Here is a 17,943-nt window from a genome sequence, read left to right on the forward strand (position 1 = left end):
CGGCCTTTACACCTTACATTATATTAAAACTATGTCTTAATTATTACCTTTTTAAGCATAGACCTCACATAACCAATCATGTACAATGAACCACAAAAAAGCACCATATCCTCTTCCTTAGCTATATCCAAGGCGTATTTTACTGCCTTTTCAATATTTTCAATTGGAATTACGTTTTCTTTATCTATCTTTTGTGCAAGTTCACTTGCCTTATAAGCTCTTTCACTTATTGGGGTGGTTGTTATTATCATATCTGCCTCTGGCACAATTATATCCAACATCTTCTGTGTATCTTTGTCTTTAAGCATTCCAATTACTAAAATCAATTTATCGTATTTAAATAATTTTAGAGACTCTTTCAAAACAGTCATTCCTTGAGGATTGTGAGCACCGTCTATCACTACGTAGGGTTTTTTTCTCATTACTTCCAATCTTCCAGGCCATTTTGCCCTGTAAAGCCCTTCCTTTATATCTTTTTCTGTGACTTCATACCCATACATTCTTAATTTTTCTACACTCTCTACTGCCAAAGCAGCATTGTAAATCTGATGTTCTCCCAATAAAGTAATTTTTAAGTCCTTGTATTTTTTGTAGTCAAAAATCTGAAAATCAGGGTTTTGTTCTTTTATAATTACGTTACTTTTTTCAAGTACAGTCAAATAAGCATTTCTTACCTCACAGGCTTCTATGATGACCTTCATCGCTTCTGGTTGCTGATAAAAACTCACTACAACTCCCTTTTGCTTGATGATTCCGGCTTTTTCATATGCAATCTCTCCTAAAGTATGTCCCAATCTGTCTGTATGGTCATAATCAATAGTCGTTATGACAGAAACCAAAGAAGAATCTATGGCATTTGTCGCGTCAAATCTGCCTCCAAGCCCCACTTCCAATACTACAAAATCCACCTTTTCATCGTAAAAATATTTAAAAGCAATTGCAGTTATCACTTCAAATTCTGTCGGATGATTGTAGCCTTCTTTTACCATTTTAGATATTATAGGTTTTATATACTCAACATAGTAAATCAACTTTTCCTTGGAAATATTTTCTCCGTTTATTCTCATTCTTTCTTCAAATTCTTCGAGGTAGGGAGAAGTATATAAAGCTACTTTGTATCCAGCCTGCTGCAAAATGTTGCTTATAAAAGCTGATGTAGAGCCTTTTCCATTTGTACCAGCAACGTGGATAATTTTAAGGTTTTTTTGAGGATTCCCCATATAACTTAATAATCTTCTTATATTTTCTAATCCCAACTTTATGCCAAATTTGTATGTACCATGTATGTAGCTAATCGCTTCTTCATAATTCATTTAAGCCCATCTCCCATATAAACGGATTTTACAAAAACAATCCCATCAAAACCTCATCTACGTATTCATCACCAATTTTAAACTGTTTTTTTCTTCTACCCTCTTCTTCAAAACCAAATTTCTTATAAAGGTGTATTGCTACTTCATTGGTACTAAAAACACTGAGGCAAAGTTTTTCATAACCTTTGCTTTTTGCCCAATTAATAGCTTCTGTAAACAATTTTGTTCCGATTCCTATATTCCTAAATCGAGCGTCTATACTTATACCTATTTCTCCTACATGTTGTACTTTAGGAGACCTTCCTCCATAATAACGAAAGAGAGTAAGGCAGCCTACGATTTCTCCACCGTAGTCTGCCACTAGGATCAAATCTTTGTTGCGGTCTAAATTTTTTATAAGCTGTTTTTCTTCCTCTTCAGACCAGTTAAATGTCTCTGACACCATATACAATTTTTCTCTTCCAACACTGCTTAAAAGCTTTATTATCCCCCTCGCATCTTTTATCTTAGCCTCTCTTATCACCAGTTGAGGCTCTTTTTTTGGCCTTTTAAACAAAGATAACATACAAATCCCCCTAGAGGTTAACTCTTTAATAACTTAAGTCTTTCCTCTATGTTTTTAAGCATTGTAGTATATTTTTCCAATTTTTCTCTTTCTGCATTAACTACTTTTTCTGGCGCTTTTTTGACGAAATTTTCATTATTTAAAAGCCCTTGTGCTCTTTCAATTTCGCTTATCACTTTTTGTCTTTCTTCATTAAGCCTCTTTATCTCTTCTTCTAAGTCAATTAAATCTTCAAGTGGAAGTACCACCAATCCTCCTTCTATTGCTCCACTCAAAGCTTTATGAGGAATTTTACTCTTATCTGTTTCAATTACAACTTCGCTAGCACCTGCAAGTTTCATTATATAATTTGTGCCCACTTCAAACACCTTTACATAATTTTCATTTTCAACAGCCACAATAACTTTTGCTTTTTTAGAAGGGGAAACATTTGCTTCTGCTCTTAAATTTCTAATGGTCCTAATAGCTTCCATTATAATCTCAGCATTTTTCGCTTCTTCAGTGAAATCCAGTTCTTCTTTGTATTTCGGCCATTCAGCAATCATTATGCTCTCGCCTTCATGAGGTAAATTCTGCCATATTTCTTCAGTTATAAAAGGCATAAAAGGATGCAAAAGCCTCAAAGTATTATCAAGCACATATCTTAGAACAGACTTTGTAACCTTTTTAGCTTCAAGGTTGTCACTGTATAACACAGGTTTACTAAGTTCTATATACCAATCGCAAAATTCACTCCACACAAAGTCATAAAGTTTTGTCGCAGCTATTCCTAACTCAAATTTTTCTAAATTCTCTGTCACTTCTTTTACTATGTTGTTATACCTTGTCAAAATCCACTTATCAGCAATAGTCAACCCATCTGTATAAAGGTTAGTATCATTATCAGTTAAATTCAGCAACACATACCTTGAAGCGTTCCACAATTTATTTGCAAAGTTTCTGCTGAGTTCAACTTTATCTTGACTAAACCTCATATCGTTTCCTGGGGCATTTCCTATGACTAATGTAAACCTTAAAGTGTCTGCCCCATATTCTTCAATAACCTCTAATGGGTCTATCCCATTGCCAAGAGATTTGCTCATTTTTCTACCTTGAGCATCTCTGACTAAACCATGTATCAAAACATGCTTAAATGGCACTTCTTTCATGAATTCCAAACTCATAAAAATCATTCTTGCAACCCAGAAGAAAATTATGTCATATCCTGTAACAAGAACATCAGTAGGATAGAAGTATTGGAGGTCTTCTGTTCCTTCCGGCCAACCCATAGTAGAGAAAGGCCAAAGTGCAGAACTAAACCAAGTGTCTAATACATCTTCGTCTTGATGTATGTGGGGGCTTCCACAAGCTTCACATTTTTGCGGGTCTTTACGCGATACAGTTATATGACCACAGTCATCGCAGTACCAGGCAGGAATTCTGTGTCCCCACCATAATTGCCTGGAAATACACCAATCCTTTATGTTTTCTAACCAATTAGTGTATATTTTCTCAAACCGTTCTGGCACAAATTTTATTTTTCCTTCTTTTACAACCTCTAAAGCAGGTTTAGCTAAAGGTTCCATCTTTACAAACCACTGTTTGGAAAGTAGAGGCTCAACTACTGTATCGCATCTGTAACAATGCCCCACATTGTGAACGTGGTCTTCAACTTTTAGAAGTAGTCCGAGATTTTTGAGGTCTTCGACTATTCTTTCTCTCGCCTCATATCTATCAAGACCTTTATATTTTCCTCCATTTTCATTGATTATCGCATTCTCATTCATTATATTGATAAATGGAAGATTATGTCTTAATCCCATCTCAAAATCATTTGGGTCATGGGCAGGTGTAACTTTTACAGCACCTGTTCCAAATGAAGGGTCAACGTAACTGTCAGCAATTACAGGTATCTCTCTTCCTACAAGTGGCAGTATCAAAGTCTTACCTACCACATCCTTATACCTTTCATCATCAGGATTTACAGCAACTGCTACATCCCCCAGCATCGTCTCAGGCCTCGTCGTAGCTATAACTACATATCCATCTTCACCTTTTATGGGGTATTTGATGTACCACAAATGCCCTTTTTGCTCTTTATGTTCCACTTCCGCATCAGATAAAGCAGTGTTGCAGTCTGGACACCAATTTATTATCCTGTCTCCTCTATATATGAGCCCTTTTTCATAGAGGGAGACAAAAACTTCTCTTACCGCCCTTGAACATACTTCATCCATAGTAAAGCGTGTCCTTGTCCAATCACAAGAAGAACCCAACTTTTTTAATTGGCTTAAAATACGGTTTTCGTATTTGTCCTTCCATGCCCATGCCCTTTTCAAAAACTCTTCTCTTCCTATTTCTTTCTTTGTGAGCCCCGTTTCTTCTCTTATCGTGTCTAAAACTTTTATCTCCGTCGCAATGCTGGCATGGTCTGAGCCAGGTATCCACAAAGCTGCATAACCCTGCATTCTTTTCCATCTTATCAATATGTCCTGCAAAGTATTGTCAAGTGCATGTCCCATATGTAATTGCCCTGTTATGTTTGGAGGCGGTATAACAATGGTAAATGGCTGTTTTTCAGGGTCTATTTTAGGAGTAAAATATCCTTTTTCCATCCAAAAAGCATAAATTCTATCTTCAAATTCCTTTGGATTGTACGTCTTAGCTATCTCTTTCATGCCTTACACTCCCTCCGTAAAATTTTAAAACCCTTTCACCCACAAAGGGCGAAAGGGCATTTCGCGGTACCACCTTTATTTATCACTCAAGCTATAACGGGCAGACCCGTTTAAACCTACTGAACTTCGGTTTACAGGCTCCAGAGCTACCTTCAGTGTACCTTTGGCGGGAATCCTTTCAGCCCATGGGATATCCCTCTCTTTAGCCAGTATACACTTACTCCTCTCTTTCATAGCCTTATATTCCATTTGATATATAATATATATAAAATCTCACCAATTGTCAACAGTTAAGTTGTTTTAAAACAAACAATCAGATTAAATTTGCATAAGTATGATATAATGATAATAAGAAGATGTTTTAAATCGAGGTGTAAAAAATGTTAAAATTTCATGTTAAGGCAATTACAATGGACGTAGAAGGAAATTTCTCCGTCCTATTGACAGATGAAGAGGAAAAGAAAGTTTTGCCCATCGTCATAGGTCCATTGGAAGCCCAAAACATAGCTATCCCTCTTCAAGGAATTACACCGCCTCGCCCTTTAACCCCCGACCTTTTAAAATCTGTTATTGAACAACTTGGAGGAAAACCTGAAAAAGTTGTAATTACTGATTTAAAAGATGACACTTATTATGCAGAGCTTTATATAAAACAAGGGGATAGAGTTATAAAATTAGACTCAAGGCCCAGTGATGCTATAGCTTTAGCAATACGAACTGATATACCAATTTTCTTAAATGTTCGTTTAGCGGAATTCACTTATGATATGGCAGATTTAAAATTTGAAGATGGAGATAATTAAAATTCTACTGGCCCTCTTAAAAATTTAAGAGGGCTACTTTTTTAAAGAATTGTTAACCATTATGTAAAAATAGTTGACAATTCTTTTTAAAAAAAATATAATAATTGTTGTAATAATACAATGAGGAGGAAAAATATGATAAAAACTAAAGACATGATTTTAGCTTCTCTTTTTGCTGCTATTACTTTTATAATGGGTTTTGTAAAAATACCTTTGCCTTTTTCTCCAGTACCTATCACAGGGCAGACTTTTGCAGTTATGTTAGCCGGAGGACTTTTAAATCCTACATCAGCATTTTTGAGCCTTTTTATTTTTGACCTTTTAGGTGCAATTGGAATACCTGTGTTTGCAGGACTTACCGGAGGACTAAATATTTTAATAGGTCCTACAGGAGGATATATTTTAAGTTGGCCCTTTGCAGCCTTTTTAATCTCTTTGACTTTAAAAAATAAAAAAGCAAATTTTATTAATATTTTTATAAGCTATCTCTTATTTGCAATAATTTTTGTTTATATTTTAGGAGTAACTCAGCTCTCTTTTGTTACAGGAATACCATTTAAAAAAGCCATTTTAGCCGGGGCACTTCCTTTTATACCTGGCGACTTAATCAAAGCATTTATCGCTTCCTATCTCACTTTAAAATTAAAACCTGTTATAAAATCTAATGAAAAAAGGCAAGGTTGAACCCTTGCCTTTTTTCATTACTGCTGAACAGTTGGTCCAAAGTTTCCTCTATAGCCTGCTCCTTTATGCGCTCCTTTAGCACCAAAACCTGCTCCCAAGCCTACACCTGTATTGCCATTGCTATTTTTTCCAAGTCCAAGACCTAAACCTACACCTGAACCTTTACCATATTGACATGTTCCATCCCATGAATTTATCTTGTCTTCAATGGTTTTTTTGATTGTGTCAGCCCTATCCTGAGTTATTTTACCATCTTTAACTAATTGGTCTATAAACCCTTCTTTTTGCTCAATTAAAGCTTTTTTCAGATTGTCAAGTGTTATGCCATTTTCTTCTGCAATCTGAACTATTGTTTTCCCTGATTGAAGTTCACTTAAAATTTCATCTGCTGTCTTACCTGTCAGTTTTGCAAGAAAATCTGCATTTCTACTCATTCCGTATCTTGGTGCTGTCGTAGAATATTGAGGTGGAGTTGAAGAACTAGCTGTATTGCCAGTTGTGGCTGCATAAGCAGCTATTCCACTTAAAAGCATACCTCCTGTAAGTACTACTGCTACTACCTTTTTGAAATTCATTTAAAACCACACTCCTTTTTTGATTTTTGTTTTTTATTTGTTACACTTATATAATAACCCTTTAGTTTGAGATAACTATATTGGATTTGTGAAGGATGTGTGAACATTTTTTTAGAGTAATATGAGGGTTCCTACTATGCAAAGTTTTGAAAATAGAAAAGAGATGGCATTTAACCATCTCTTTTTATTCAAAAAATTCAATTAGAGAGAGTTACTATACCCTTGAGGAGCAGTATTGGTTTGTCCATTTCCATTTTGCCATTTACCTTTAAAATTTCCTCTTTTTCCTTCAAAATGTTTGAAAAATCCTTGAGGCAATCCGTTTTGTTGCATATTTTTTACCATTGTATCAATTCTATTTTTAATCGTATTTCCTTGGTCCTGAGTAATAACTCCAAAGCTTACAAATTTATCAACTAATTGTTTTTGCAATTGTGCCATTTGTTTGTAATAATTGATTAACTCATTCTTTTGCTGGTCTGTCAATTTAGATGGATCAACACCTCTCAAAATAAACCCCAATCCATCGTTGCCACCGAACATAGCATAGCCTTTTTTATCAGCATTAGCTATTGTATTATCTATCGCACTTGTGATTTTGTTTGCTTGGTCTTGAGTCAATAATCCTTCAGAAACCAATTTGTTTACTATATCCTTCTGAAGTGACGCCATTTGTTTGTATATTTCTGTCAAAGCTGCTTTTTGTTGTTCTGTAAGCTTTGAAGTATCAATTGGGCCTATTCCAAAATATCCTTTGTCAAATCCTCTTCCGCCACCAATGAAGAAGGGAACATTGTCTTGATTTGCTTTAGAAACTTTGCTATCAATGTTTTTAATTATATTATCTGCTTGTTGTTGAGTTATAAGCCCTTCTGATAAGAGTTTGTTTATAAACTCTTTTTCAAGGTCGGCTATTCTTTTGTTGTAATCTGTAATTATTTGCTCTTGCTCTGGTGTAAGCTTTGATGTGTCAATTCCAAAAAAGCCTTTTATGCTGTTTGTCAGTGGTGAATCAGTATTTGCTGCAAAAACTGTCAAAGGAATTGCTAAAGCCAATACAACTGCTAAAACTATTAACCATTTGTTTCTCTTCATATATGGATACCTCCTTTTAAATTTTTCCTTTTTCATTCTTTATGATACCCAAATAGTTTGAAGTAATTTTATATAATTTGTGAGGAAAGTGTGAAGTTTAATTTTAAATATTGTAAACTGATTAAAAAATAATTAAACTAAAGATGGGAGGTGTTTTTTATGCAAAAAGTTTTAGTAATTGAAGACGAAGAAGGAATGAGAGATATTTTAAAAACTTATTTAGAAAATAATGGATATGAAGTATTGGTAGCTGAAAATGGCAAAATAGGGCTTGAATATTTTAATAATAATAAAGATATAAGCATAATCCTTTTAGATATAATGCTTCCAGATATAAGTGGTTGGAGCCTTTTAAAAACAATTAGAGAAAAGTCAAAAGTGCCTGTAATGATGATAACAGCAAGAGGAGAAGAGTATGATAAACTTTTAGGGTTTGAATTAGGAGCAGATGATTACGTTGTAAAACCTTTTAGCCCTAAAGAAGTAATCGCTCGCGTTAAAGCAATTTTGTCAAGAACTTATGGAGCTTCAGAAGAAGAGGGGAAAACAGAATATGAAGGAATTTCTATAAATGTAAGTTTTAGGGAAGTTACGGTTGATGGAGAAAAAATTGACCTTACGCCAAAAGAATTTGACCTTTTAAAACTCTTAATAGATAATAAAGGAAAAGTTGTATCCCGCGAAAAGTGCCTTAATGAAGTATGGGGATATGATTTTTATGGAGATTTAAGAACAGTTGATACCCATATAAAACAGTTAAGAGAAAAATTAGGAGAAAAGCGCAAACTCATAAAAACAGTGTGGGGAATAGGTTACAAATTGGATGGTGAATAAATTTGAAAGGAATAAGAAAAAAGCTTTTTATCTCTTACCTTATCATAGGCCTTATAATTTTATCTATGTTTTGGCTTACTCAAGTAGTTTTTATTAATAAGATATACTCTTATTACAAAATAAATCAACTTAAAAATTACAGTGAAAAAATTGTAGAAGCAATAAATAACAACGATGAAATGCTTATAAGTGAACTTATTGACAAATCTAATGCCCAAGTCGTCGCAATGACACAAAACAACATAATAATTGCAGGAAATAACAGAGGATACGGTCGAGGTTTGGGAATCCCTGAAGTACTTCTTCACCCTATAAACACTGTAAAAGTTGTAAAATATGAGCATCCTTTTTTGCATATAGAATATCTTTCTATTGTAAGGCCTTTTTTATATAACGGAAAACCCGCTACTTTAATAATGAGCATCCCTATCGCCGCTATAAACGACTCTGTCAATCTTTTTAAACAAGTTTTTTGGCGGATTTTTGTCGTCACAATAGCAGCAATTTTATTTGTGTCAATTTACATGTCAAAAAAGTTTACTCGACCTATACAAATTTTGAAAAATGCTGCTCACCAAATCGCTTCTGGAAATTTAGATGTCAAAATAAATTACAAAGAAGACGATGAATTAGGAGACCTTGCAAAATCTATGAACACAATGGTAAAACAGTTATCTATCACAGACAAGTTCAGAAAAGATTTGATTGCAAATATAAGCCATGATTTAAAAACACCTCTTGGCCTTATACGTGGATATTCTGAAATGCTTTTAGACTACTATGGAGACGATAAAGAAAAAAGAGAAAAATATTTAAATACAGTGATTAAAGAAACAGAGAGAATGTCTAAATTAGTAGACGACGTGTTACAGCTTTCTAAGCTCCAATCAGGAATGGTAGAAATAAAAGAGGAACCTATAGATTTAGAAAAACTTATATTTGAAACTTTAGACATATTTGAAATTCAAATTTTAGAAAAAAATATAGAAGTAAAGCTTAATAATCTTAAACTTAAGGTAATAGCGGATAGGGAAATGATAAAACGGGCAATTATAAATATAATAAGCAATGCTATAGCGAGTATGGAAAATGGCGGAATTCTTACTATAACTGCAGAGCCTCAAGATAAAGAAATTTTAATTAAAGTATCAGATACGGGATGCGGCATACCTCAAAAAGATTTAGAGCACATCTTTGACAGGTATTACAAAGGAAACAAATCAGGCACAGGGCTTGGACTTGCAATAGTAAAAGAAATATTGACATTACACGGCAGTAAATATGGTATAGAAAGTCAAGAAGGAGTAGGAACCACTTTTTATTTCACATTAAAAGCGGGTTAACCCCGCTTTCAATCTTTAAAAAAATAGCAAATCAATGTGTCTCATCACATTCCTGTAAATATCGCTAATTGAATTCCCAGTCTTTTCAGCAATGGCTTTAACATCTTCATACTCAGGATACGCTTTAATAAGTTTTCCATTTAAATAGCCCTTTTTTACTCTTATTCTTCCGTAAGGAGTATCCACAACTAAAAAATCTCTATCAAGTTTGTACCTTAACGCTTCGTAATACCTTATGCCAAAAGTAGAAGTCTCTCTAAATATTATCTCCTTTAATTTATCAGCATTTTCTTTTTCACAAATTACCGTAAGAAGCGTTCCCGGCCTTTGCTTTTTCATAATAATAGGAATCAAAAACACATCCAATGCCCCGTTTTCAAAAAGTTTTTCAAATAGATACTGATAAAACTCTGGATTCATATCATCTATATTAGTCTCTAAAATCATCAATGACTCAGGTTTTTTTTTACCTCTTCCTCTCCCACATATGTCCTCAAAACATTTGGTATCTCTAAATCCTTAGTACCAGCACCATATCCAACAGAATTTATCGTCATGTCAGGTATACCACCAAACTCATTCGCTAAAGTTTTTACAATAGCGGCACCGGTAGGTGTCACAATTTCACCTTTTACATCGCTTTGGTACACAGGTATTCCTTTTAAAAGTTCTGCTGTTGCTGGTGCAGGCACAGGTATAAGACCGTGTTGAGTATCTACAAAGCCTGAACTTACTGGCAAAGGAGAAGAAACAATCTTATCTGGCTTTATCATGTCTATAAGTATCGCCGTACCTATTATATCTACTATAGAATCTACTGCCCCCACTTCATGAAAATGCACTTCTTCGGGAGATTTTCCATGCACTTTTGCCTCTGCTTCTGCTAATTTCTCAAACATCTCAACACTCATTTTCCTGACTTCTTCCTCTAAATCACTCTTATCGATGATTTCTCTCACATCTTTCATATGCCTATGATGGTGATGATGCTCTTCCTCATACAATACCTTAAAAGTCTTAGCACTTATACTATTCTTTTGTGTTTTCCCTATCTCTATATCAAAATTGTCCAAAGCTATTTTCTTTACCTTCTTTTTAAACTCTTCCACATCTACATGAGATAATAATGAAGCAATAGTCATATCTCCAGAAATTCCAGCAAAACAGTCAAAATATAAGACTTTCATTTTGATTCCTCCCCTATCCTATTTATTAAACTTGCAGAATAAGCCGCACCAAAACCGTTATCAATATTTACAACACTTACGCCACTGGCACAGGAATTAAGCATAGTCAAAAGAGCGGACAAACCGTGAAAGTTAGCACCATATCCTACGCTTGTAGGCACTGCAATTATAGGAGAGCTAACCAATCCTCCTAACACAGTAGGAAGTGCTCCTTCCATACCAGCAACTGCAATCAATACACGGCATTGTCTGATTTCATCTAATTTATCTAAAAGCCTGTGTAGTCCTGCAACTCCAACATCATAAAATCTTTTTACAGTGTTTCCCATAAGTTCTGCAGTAATAGCCGCTTCTTCAGCAACAGGCAAATCAGAAGTTCCAGCAGCCACTACTCCAATTATGCCTTTTGTCTTTTTTATTGGCGTATTTCTTATGGAAATTATACGAGCTTCCTCATAATAGACAGCTTTTTCCACTACTTCTTTTACCGCTTCAAAATGTTCTCGCGACGCTCTTGTCCCTAAAACATCACTTCCATTTTTGAACATATTAAAAGCAATTTCTTTAACCTGCTCGGGAGTCTTTCCTTGACAAAAAATTACTTCAGGAAATCCCTTTCTTATCTCTCTGTGATAATCAATTTTAGCAAATCCTAAATCTTCATAAGGAAGTTTCTTTAAAGCTTCTAATGCTTCATCTGTTGATATCTTGCCTTGTTTAAACTCCATTAAAATCTGCAATATTTTCTCATTGTACATTTTTTACCACCTTCACATGAGGCTCATTTAAGCTACCAGTTCTGTATCCTTCTAAATCCATCGTTACATACTTAAAGCCAGCATTTTTAATTCTTTTTACAACTTCTTCCCTTATACCTTCTTCAAAAATTGTCTCCATCTGCTCCTTTGGAAGTTCAATCCTTGCAACATCTCCATGGTATCTCACTCTAAATCCTGAAAAGCCTAAGTCTCTCAAATCCTCTTCTGCCTTTTCTACCATAGAAAGCTTATCATAAGTTATCTCTTCTCCGTAAGGGATCCTTGAAGCAAGACATGCATAAGAAGGCTTACCCCATGTAGGAAGCCCCATCTCTTTGGATAAAATCCTTATCTCTTCTTTTTTTATACCACATTCTAGCAAAGGGCTTAAAATTCCTAATTCTTTTAACGCCCTTCTTCCTGGCCTGAAATCAGACACATCATCTGCATTTGTGCCTTCTAGAATATATTTGAAGCCCTTTTCTTCTGCAATAGCTTTAAACCTTGAAAATAAATTGGATTTACATATATAGCATCTATTTAAAGGATTTTTTCTAAATTCTTCTATTTCAAGAATATCATTAAATTCCACAACCAAGTGGGGAATTCCTATTTTTTTAGCAAGCTCTACAGCTTCTTTTAATTCACTTTTAGGATGCATTGGAGAAGTAGCAGTCACAGCTAATACTCTATTCCCTAAAACGTCGTAACTTACTTTTGCCAAAAAAGTGCTATCTACACCTCCAGAAAAAGCAATTAATGCGTTATCTAATTTTAACAAATATTCTTGCAATTTCCTTAGCTTCTCTTTAATAATTTCTATATTAACACCCCCTATGGTATACCTCATCAATTTTACGTATAACTATTTTATCACAGATAGTAAAATAAACAAAATGTTTGTGTTTTCCCACATCTGAAAGCTGCTCTTCTGTAGAAGCACTTACTTCCTCTTAATTATCTGTGCTCCTTTTATAAAACTCCAACGTATAGATAACAAAGGCTAAAATAGCCAATAACAGTGCTATAATCATCAAAGTAAATCCATAAGGCCACTTAAAAATTGAAAAAATTATCGCAATATAAAAGAAAAGTGTCGCAGCTTTGCCATAGTTATTAGCGGGTATAGCAATTTCTTGCTTTTTATAAAGTATCGCAGCACCTATTATCATTGATAGTTCTTTTACCATTAAAATAGCAATAACAAAAAAATGAATTAAATCTTTTATCCATAAACTGGTCAAAACAGTAAGTATCATCAACTTGTCCGCAAGAGGGTCAAGCAAAGTACCTATTTTTGTCACTTGGTTATAGTGCCTCGCTATATAACCATCCAAAATATCCGTAATACCTGATAATATAAAAATCACTGCAGCATAAGTATTTCCCTCGGGAACATAAAAAAAAGTGTATACAAAAAGAGGTATAAGTAAAAATCTAACAAGTGTAAGAAAATTTGGTATATTCATCTAAACACCTCTACTTGTCAAGTTTGATAAAATTATAATACAAAAAAATCAAAAGTAAAAGGCCCTTATCGGGCCACATTTACAGGAACTTCTATCTCATCTAAAGCTATGCGGAAACTATATCCTTCTTCTTCTTTTTTAAAGTCTTCTATATTGGTAAAACATTTGGCAAAAACATCATTTTTTGTGTGAACTTCAATATCTTTTAAATTGTACTTTAAAGCTGTCCTCCTCACTAAAGAATTAATTATTTCTTGTGCAGTTTCTATTCCTACATTTTCCTTCTTCTCAATATAAATATACATACTGCTCTTTTTTTGTTGCCAATCAATATCGTATAGTACACAGAATCCCAACTTTACGCCATCTTTCGTTTCCAACACAAACATTTTACGGTTTTTGCCAAAAGGTATATTTAAAACATTGTCTTTCCCTCTTGATATTTTAAACAAATCAATTAAAAATTTGACCACATTAATGTCTTGCAACCATAAGGAAAATATTTTTTTATCTTTTTTCTCTAAATCTTTAATTAAAATCTTCCCATTTTCTCCCATCATCAACACCACCTATCTATAAATATATATTCTTTACAAATTTCAAAAATCCTGCTTAAAAACAGAAAATAATTTTCGACAAATAAAAAATACAGTATAAATAAAAAAGAGCAGAAAACCCACTTTTTATTTTTTTCTTTAAATTTGTGTTAAATTTTTTCACTATGAAGGAAAATAAATTTTTTTGGTGAATTATATATAGTGAGGTGATAAAATGCAAGCAGAAATATTAAAAGCTATTCAAACAATTTCAAACCCTTTTTTAGACTATTTTTTTATAGCTGTAACTATGTTGGGAAGTTCAGGATTTTATTTTATTTTTATCCCCCTTTTTTACTGGTGTGTAGATAAAAGATTTGGTCTAAAATTGGGACTCATATTGATAAGCTCTATCTATGTAAACACTGTTTTAAAAGAGATAACAAAAATAGCAAGACCTATAGGATATCCAGGAATAAGGTCTATTTTTACACAATCGGCAGGAGGATATTCTTTCCCAAGTGGCCATGCACAAGGTTCTACAACTGTTTGGGGAACTTTAATGGTACACTATCAAAAAAAATGGCTGTGGTATGTAGGAATCGCCATCGTATTACTCGTATCATTTTCGCGAATGTATTTAGGTGTCCACTGGCCGATAGATATTATTGGCGGAATATTGATAGCTGTTTTAATAATAATTTTAAGTGAACTTATTGATAGCATCGTGAAAGAAAGCAATTTTAACATAAGTTTATCTTTTAAAGTTATTTTGTCAATTTTAATCCCTGCGCTTTTTATATTAATTTTCCCTCACAAGGATATTTATGAATACATGGGTTTAATTTCTGGTACTTTAATAGGTTATTTTATGGACAAAGAAAAATTTGATTTTACTGTCCATGCTCCTCTTCAAAAGCAAATTTTGAAGTTACTAATTGGAATAATTGTATTTTTTGTACTTAAAGAGGGATTAAAATTTGTGTTGCCTTCTGGCAATATTTTTAACGCTATAAGGTATGCAATTTGCGGACTGTGGCTTTCTCTTGGTGCACCTTATGTATTCAATCTTTTTAAATTAAACGATAAAACAATAAAGACATAAAAATAAGACCTCCTTCGGGAGGTCTTATCCAATATTAGCCATACTTTTAGTGTGCTTATCAGCTACTTTGCTAGCCCCATAAGATGCAGGCTTAACTTGTGCTTCAAATCCACATCCTAACACCATGTTAACTACTTCTTTTATAATATCTCTTGTTTTACCATTTTCCCCTACGTCTAAATGAATCTGTATATTTATATCCTTTTTATCAGTCTGATTGATCTTTTCAAAAAGCTGATTCGCTATTTCAATGCTATAAGTAGCCTCCATAAAAATCCTTTGTTTTAAAGACAACACCTTTTTATTACAAAATTTCCTATAATAATACCTGGCACCTTTCCCTTCTCGGTATATGATTACAGCAGTGACAAAGCATACGGATTTACCTGGTTGAGAGTCTGTACCCACCATCAACTTGTAATTAGATTGCCGGTCTCCCTCAACAAATTCCATAATGTCTTGGAACATTTTATCAATATCCATTTTTCCCTTGGTTGGGCTAATGAAATACAATGACCCCATCTCCTTTAACTGCAAATTGCTTAGCGCAATTAAATCTTATTTTAATTTTTATTATACACCATTTTCTTAAAAAGTGTATTAAAATTTTTTTATTTTTTTGTTAAACTATCAATTTTGTAACAAACAGTATCAACTCTGCAGCTGGTATAAATATAAGCTGAGCCAGCAAAGTACCCAAAATTTTCCCCAACACAAGAAGCACTACCATACTGTCCACATCATGTTGGGTCCTTTTACCGCTTAAGGCCTGGTCAGTTATAAGAGCCGCCACAGGGTCCACTACAACGGTAAACAATACAGTCGCAAACCCGTTTACAATACCCGAAAGCTGACTGGCTGTAATTCTATACTCAGGAAGAATGGCTCCAGCGTAAAGTGAAGAGATAATACCTGTGGTGTAAATAGAAGTAATAATAACGTTATATATCAAAAAAGTTTTTGGTACGTTAGCCTTCCACACACCTTTTAGCATAGACAGCCTTGGCAAAACAATTTTTTTCTTTATCTTTTTTAAATTACTCCATCTAAATCCTTTAAGAATAAGCTTAGGGACTGTTCCAGCCCCTTCCATTCCATTTATGGCAACAGTAAAAATCGATACAAAAGTGGGCATCAGGGGTGCTCCTATCAATGCCCCTAATGTAGCTGAAAAAAGTACAATTCTCATATCATTTTGAAGGAGATAGACCTTGTCCATTTTTATCGCCATATCTACAATACTGCCAAGAAAAGGTGCTTGAATCATATTTGATAATCTTGATATCACAGCCATAATATTAAAAAGCGAAAGAGCAACAGCAAGCTTTCGAGTTCTTACACCCGAAGGTCTTATTGAATAAGAAAGTGTGTCAATCAGATTTATGACCATTGTGAAAAAAGCTACTATCATCAGTCTTTTTGCATCTATCATTTGTCCCATCCATTCTTTTCTTTATTTAAAATTCCTCTATAATTATATTGTACAATGCCTTTTTTTTCAACATTTATCTTTTGCCAAGTGCGTGTAAAGAATTAGTAGATAACTTATTTAGCTGACATTTTGCACAGACTTTTGCCAAAGATTGTGGTATAATTTATAGTATCGGAGGGAAAATAAATGTCACAAAAACAGTACAACAAATGGTTAATTCTTTCTGCAGTTGTCATTGGTAGCATAATGGGGCCAATTGACGGAAGTATAGTCAACATAGCAATGCCAGAATTTACAAAGATTTTCCACACAAATATAACAACAGTAAGCTGGGTCTCCATGACATATTTATTAGTTTTAAGTAGTCTAATGATGACTTTTGGAAGACTTGGCGATATGTTGGGTTATAAAAAACTGTATCAATACGGCCTTTTGACTTTTTCAATATCTTCTGCGATCTTGAGTCTTTCTGTAAATATATATATGTTAATAATTATGCGAGCTTTCCAAGCAATAGGAGCTGGCATGCTAATGTCAATGACATCAGCTATTATAACATCCGTGTTTCCTCCAAACGAAAGAGGTAAAGCTCTCGGCATTAACGCTATGTCTATATCTATCGGGCTTGCAATAGGTCCTACATTAGGGGGTTTTCTTTTATCAAATTTGGGTTGGCAGTCTATATTTTATATAAACGTTCCTATCGGTATAATAGGTTACATATGGGCTCATATCGTGGTACCTGACAACAAAGGAGTTCCTGAAAAATTTGATATTTACGGATCTATTTCTTTCTTTGGCTTTCTTGCAAGCCTCTTGCTCTTTATATCAGAAGGTGGAACATGGGGTTGGACATCACTTCCAAGTATAATTTCATTATTGACATCAGTAACATTTTTAACAATCTTTGTAATTATAGAAAATAAAGTAGACTTTCCTATGTTTGACTTCTCTCTTTTAAAAATAAGGTCTTTTACCTTTGGAAACATAAGCACCCTGCTAAACTTTATGTCTCAAAACACAATGACTTTTTTAACTCCTTTCCTCCTTCAGCATCTAGGATTTACTACTGAAAAAGCAGGTATAGTAATGACTTCTTTCCCTCTCGTCATGTTCGTCGTGGCACCCTTAAGCGGTATTTTAGCTGATAGATACGGAGCCCAAATCCTCTCAACTATTGGTGCACTCATTTCTGCAACAGCCCTTTTTCTTATGGTAACTTTAACAGAAAAATCTACTATGTTTTCCATTATGACCCATCTTGCCCTTTTTGGCGTAGGAAATGCCATTTTTCAGACACCAAACAACAGTGCAGTAATGGGAAGTGCGCCAAAAAACAGATTAGGGGTAGCCTCTGCCTTTCTCGCAACAATGAGAAATGTAGGAATGGTAATGGGCATTGCAGTAGGAAGCGCTATATTTACAAACAGGTTAAAAGTCTATCAAGCTCTAAAATTTTCTTCCAACACTACCTTTATGATGGCTATTAAAGAAGCTTATATAGCCGCCGGAATCTTTTCATTAATATGCGCCTTTACTTCTCTTGTGAGAAATGATGTTAAATTAATAAAAGGAAAGGATTGATTT

Annotated in this window: 19 protein-coding genes and 1 other annotated feature; of the genes, 6 read left to right on the forward strand and 13 right to left on the reverse strand. The window is 34.1% G+C overall.

Translation table 11 applies throughout. The annotated features are described in order from the left end of the window. Nucleotides 1–29: 29 nt before the first annotated feature. The 3 genes from THEBR_RS07775 to THEBR_RS07785 are packed head-to-tail and all read right to left on the reverse strand — an operon-like array spanning nt 30 to nt 4,535. The gene (locus THEBR_RS07775) at nt 30–1,313 is read right to left on the reverse strand and encodes a bifunctional folylpolyglutamate synthase/dihydrofolate synthase (protein ID WP_012269474.1); all 1,284 of its coding nucleotides are present in this window, start codon (nt 1,311–1,313) and stop codon (nt 30–32) included. Between the two features lie 28 nt (nt 1,314–1,341). Beyond that, nucleotides 1,342–1,878 carry a GNAT family N-acetyltransferase gene (locus tag THEBR_RS07780; RefSeq protein WP_012269475.1) on the reverse strand — a complete coding sequence of 179 codons (537 nt, stop codon included), beginning with the start codon at nt 1,876–1,878 and terminating at the stop codon, nt 1,342–1,344. A 17-nt stretch (nt 1,879–1,895) separates the two neighbouring features. Further along, nucleotides 1,896–4,535, reverse strand: a complete 2,640-nt coding sequence (locus tag THEBR_RS07785) for a valine--tRNA ligase (RefSeq protein ID WP_009052654.1) — start codon at nt 4,533–4,535, stop codon at nt 1,896–1,898. Between the two features lie 41 nt (nt 4,536–4,576). Next, nucleotides 4,577–4,778, reverse strand: a binding site (T-box leader). 137 nt (nt 4,779–4,915) lie between these two features. On the opposite strand from THEBR_RS07785, the gene THEBR_RS07790 reads away from it, so the two are divergent. Together THEBR_RS07790 and THEBR_RS07795 are read left to right on the forward strand one after the other, a co-directional pair. Next, complete coding sequence (locus THEBR_RS07790; RefSeq protein ID WP_012269476.1) at nt 4,916–5,338, forward strand: bifunctional nuclease family protein; 423 nt, start codon at nt 4,916–4,918, stop codon at nt 5,336–5,338. A gap of 135 nt (nt 5,339–5,473) precedes the next feature. Beyond that, a complete protein-coding gene (locus tag THEBR_RS07795) occupies nt 5,474–6,022 on the forward strand; it encodes a biotin transporter BioY (protein WP_003867719.1) in 549 nt (182 codons plus the stop codon). Nucleotides 6,023–6,039: 17 nt separating this feature from the next. Here the strand turns inward: THEBR_RS07795 and THEBR_RS07800 are convergent, their stop codons facing one another. Beyond that, on the reverse strand, nt 6,040–6,597 hold the full coding sequence (locus tag THEBR_RS07800) for a DUF2680 domain-containing protein (RefSeq protein WP_003870890.1): 558 nt from the start codon (nt 6,595–6,597) through the stop codon (nt 6,040–6,042). Nucleotides 6,598–6,798: 201 nt separating this feature from the next. Beyond that, the gene (locus THEBR_RS07805; RefSeq protein WP_013570825.1) at nt 6,799–7,692 is read right to left on the reverse strand and encodes a YckD family protein; all 894 of its coding nucleotides are present in this window, start codon (nt 7,690–7,692) and stop codon (nt 6,799–6,801) included. A 159-nt stretch (nt 7,693–7,851) separates the two neighbouring features. Between THEBR_RS07805 and THEBR_RS07810 the strand changes: the two genes are divergently transcribed. Both THEBR_RS07810 and THEBR_RS07815 read left to right on the forward strand, forming a co-directional pair. Further along, nucleotides 7,852–8,526 (forward strand): response regulator transcription factor, encoded by a 675-nt coding sequence (locus tag THEBR_RS07810; protein WP_012269478.1) that lies wholly within the window; start codon nt 7,852–7,854, stop codon nt 8,524–8,526. A 2-nt stretch (nt 8,527–8,528) separates the two neighbouring features. Next, nucleotides 8,529–9,869 (forward strand): sensor histidine kinase, encoded by a 1,341-nt coding sequence (locus tag THEBR_RS07815; protein WP_012269479.1) that lies wholly within the window; start codon nt 8,529–8,531, stop codon nt 9,867–9,869. 15 nt (nt 9,870–9,884) lie between these two features. Here THEBR_RS07815 and larC2 read toward each other — a convergent pair whose 3' ends face one another. The 6 genes from larC2 to THEBR_RS07845 form a co-directional block, all read right to left on the reverse strand. Next, the gene (gene larC2, locus THEBR_RS07820; RefSeq protein ID WP_013570826.1) at nt 9,885–10,316 is read right to left on the reverse strand and encodes a nickel pincer cofactor biosynthesis protein LarC2; all 432 of its coding nucleotides are present in this window, start codon (nt 10,314–10,316) and stop codon (nt 9,885–9,887) included. Beyond that, a complete protein-coding gene (gene larC, locus THEBR_RS07825; RefSeq protein WP_013570827.1) occupies nt 10,316–11,056 on the reverse strand; it encodes a nickel pincer cofactor biosynthesis protein LarC in 741 nt (246 codons plus the stop codon). Before larC ends, larC2 begins: the two co-directional genes overlap by 1 nt. Next, complete coding sequence (gene larB, locus THEBR_RS07830) at nt 11,053–11,814, reverse strand: nickel pincer cofactor biosynthesis protein LarB (RefSeq protein ID WP_012269480.1); 762 nt, start codon at nt 11,812–11,814, stop codon at nt 11,053–11,055. The genes larC and larB overlap by 4 nt, the downstream gene beginning before the upstream one ends. Beyond that, nucleotides 11,804–12,664: an ATP-dependent sacrificial sulfur transferase LarE gene (larE, locus tag THEBR_RS07835; RefSeq protein WP_003867728.1), complete on the reverse strand. Its 861-nt coding sequence runs from the start codon at nt 12,662–12,664 to the stop codon at nt 11,804–11,806. Before larE ends, larB begins: the two co-directional genes overlap by 11 nt. Before the next feature lie 103 nt (nt 12,665–12,767). Then, nucleotides 12,768–13,283 (reverse strand): CDP-diacylglycerol--glycerol-3-phosphate 3-phosphatidyltransferase, encoded by a 516-nt coding sequence (gene pgsA / locus THEBR_RS07840; protein WP_003867729.1) that lies wholly within the window; start codon nt 13,281–13,283, stop codon nt 12,768–12,770. Nucleotides 13,284–13,348: 65 nt separating this feature from the next. After that, nucleotides 13,349–13,843 (reverse strand): hypothetical protein, encoded by a 495-nt coding sequence (locus THEBR_RS07845; protein ID WP_003867730.1) that lies wholly within the window; start codon nt 13,841–13,843, stop codon nt 13,349–13,351. 211 nt (nt 13,844–14,054) lie between these two features. On the opposite strand from THEBR_RS07845, the gene THEBR_RS07850 reads away from it, so the two are divergent. Next, nucleotides 14,055–14,924: a phosphatase PAP2 family protein gene (locus tag THEBR_RS07850; protein ID WP_012269481.1), complete on the forward strand. Its 870-nt coding sequence runs from the start codon at nt 14,055–14,057 to the stop codon at nt 14,922–14,924. A 24-nt stretch (nt 14,925–14,948) separates the two neighbouring features. Here THEBR_RS07850 and THEBR_RS07855 read toward each other — a convergent pair whose 3' ends face one another. Continuing rightward, the gene (locus THEBR_RS07855) at nt 14,949–15,437 is read right to left on the reverse strand and encodes a ribonuclease H-like YkuK family protein (RefSeq protein ID WP_009052668.1); all 489 of its coding nucleotides are present in this window, start codon (nt 15,435–15,437) and stop codon (nt 14,949–14,951) included. Nucleotides 15,438–15,546: 109 nt separating this feature from the next. After that, nucleotides 15,547–16,356, reverse strand: a complete 810-nt coding sequence (locus THEBR_RS07860; protein ID WP_003867733.1) for a lipid II flippase Amj family protein — start codon at nt 16,354–16,356, stop codon at nt 15,547–15,549. A 186-nt stretch (nt 16,357–16,542) separates the two neighbouring features. On the opposite strand from THEBR_RS07860, the gene THEBR_RS07865 reads away from it, so the two are divergent. Continuing rightward, nucleotides 16,543–17,940: an MFS transporter gene (locus THEBR_RS07865; RefSeq protein WP_009052669.1), complete on the forward strand. Its 1,398-nt coding sequence runs from the start codon at nt 16,543–16,545 to the stop codon at nt 17,938–17,940. The last annotated feature ends 3 nt before the right edge of the window (nt 17,941–17,943 follow it).

Origin of the sequence: Thermoanaerobacter brockii subsp. finnii Ako-1, assembly GCF_000175295.2 — a bacterium.
Classification (GTDB): domain Bacteria; phylum Bacillota; class Thermoanaerobacteria; order Thermoanaerobacterales; family Thermoanaerobacteraceae; genus Thermoanaerobacter; species Thermoanaerobacter pseudethanolicus.

Bases quoted from the DNA above. Each gene is read 5' to 3' on its own strand.
- THEBR_RS07790 (WP_012269476.1), top strand. From the start codon at position 4,916: ATGTTAAAATTTCATGTTAAGGCAATTACAATGGACGTAGAAGGAAAT.
- larB (WP_012269480.1), bottom strand. From the start codon at position 11,814: ATGTACAATGAGAAAATATTGCAGATTTTAATGGAGTTTAAACAAGGC.
- larC2 (WP_013570826.1), bottom strand. From the start codon at position 10,316: ATGATTTTAGAGACTAATATAGATGATATGAATCCAGAGTTTTATCAG.
- THEBR_RS07800 (WP_003870890.1), bottom strand. From the start codon at position 6,597: ATGAATTTCAAAAAGGTAGTAGCAGTAGTACTTACAGGAGGTATGCTT.
- THEBR_RS07810 (WP_012269478.1), top strand. From the start codon at position 7,852: ATGCAAAAAGTTTTAGTAATTGAAGACGAAGAAGGAATGAGAGATATT.
- THEBR_RS07805 (WP_013570825.1), bottom strand. From the start codon at position 7,692: ATGAAGAGAAACAAATGGTTAATAGTTTTAGCAGTTGTATTGGCTTTA.
- larC (WP_013570827.1), bottom strand. From the start codon at position 11,056: ATGAAAGTCTTATATTTTGACTGTTTTGCTGGAATTTCTGGAGATATG.
- pgsA (WP_003867729.1), bottom strand. From the start codon at position 13,283: ATGAATATACCAAATTTTCTTACACTTGTTAGATTTTTACTTATACCT.
- THEBR_RS07845 (WP_003867730.1), bottom strand. From the start codon at position 13,843: ATGATGGGAGAAAATGGGAAGATTTTAATTAAAGATTTAGAGAAAAAA.
- THEBR_RS07775 (WP_012269474.1), bottom strand. From the start codon at position 1,313: ATGAATTATGAAGAAGCGATTAGCTACATACATGGTACATACAAATTT.
- THEBR_RS07785 (WP_009052654.1), bottom strand. From the start codon at position 4,535: ATGAAAGAGATAGCTAAGACGTACAATCCAAAGGAATTTGAAGATAGA.
- THEBR_RS07780 (WP_012269475.1), bottom strand. From the start codon at position 1,878: ATGTTATCTTTGTTTAAAAGGCCAAAAAAAGAGCCTCAACTGGTGATA.
- THEBR_RS07850 (WP_012269481.1), top strand. From the start codon at position 14,055: ATGCAAGCAGAAATATTAAAAGCTATTCAAACAATTTCAAACCCTTTT.
- THEBR_RS07795 (WP_003867719.1), top strand. From the start codon at position 5,474: ATGATAAAAACTAAAGACATGATTTTAGCTTCTCTTTTTGCTGCTATT.
- THEBR_RS07860 (WP_003867733.1), bottom strand. From the start codon at position 16,356: ATGATAGATGCAAAAAGACTGATGATAGTAGCTTTTTTCACAATGGTC.
- larE (WP_003867728.1), bottom strand. From the start codon at position 12,664: ATGAGGTATACCATAGGGGGTGTTAATATAGAAATTATTAAAGAGAAG.
- THEBR_RS07865 (WP_009052669.1), top strand. From the start codon at position 16,543: ATGTCACAAAAACAGTACAACAAATGGTTAATTCTTTCTGCAGTTGTC.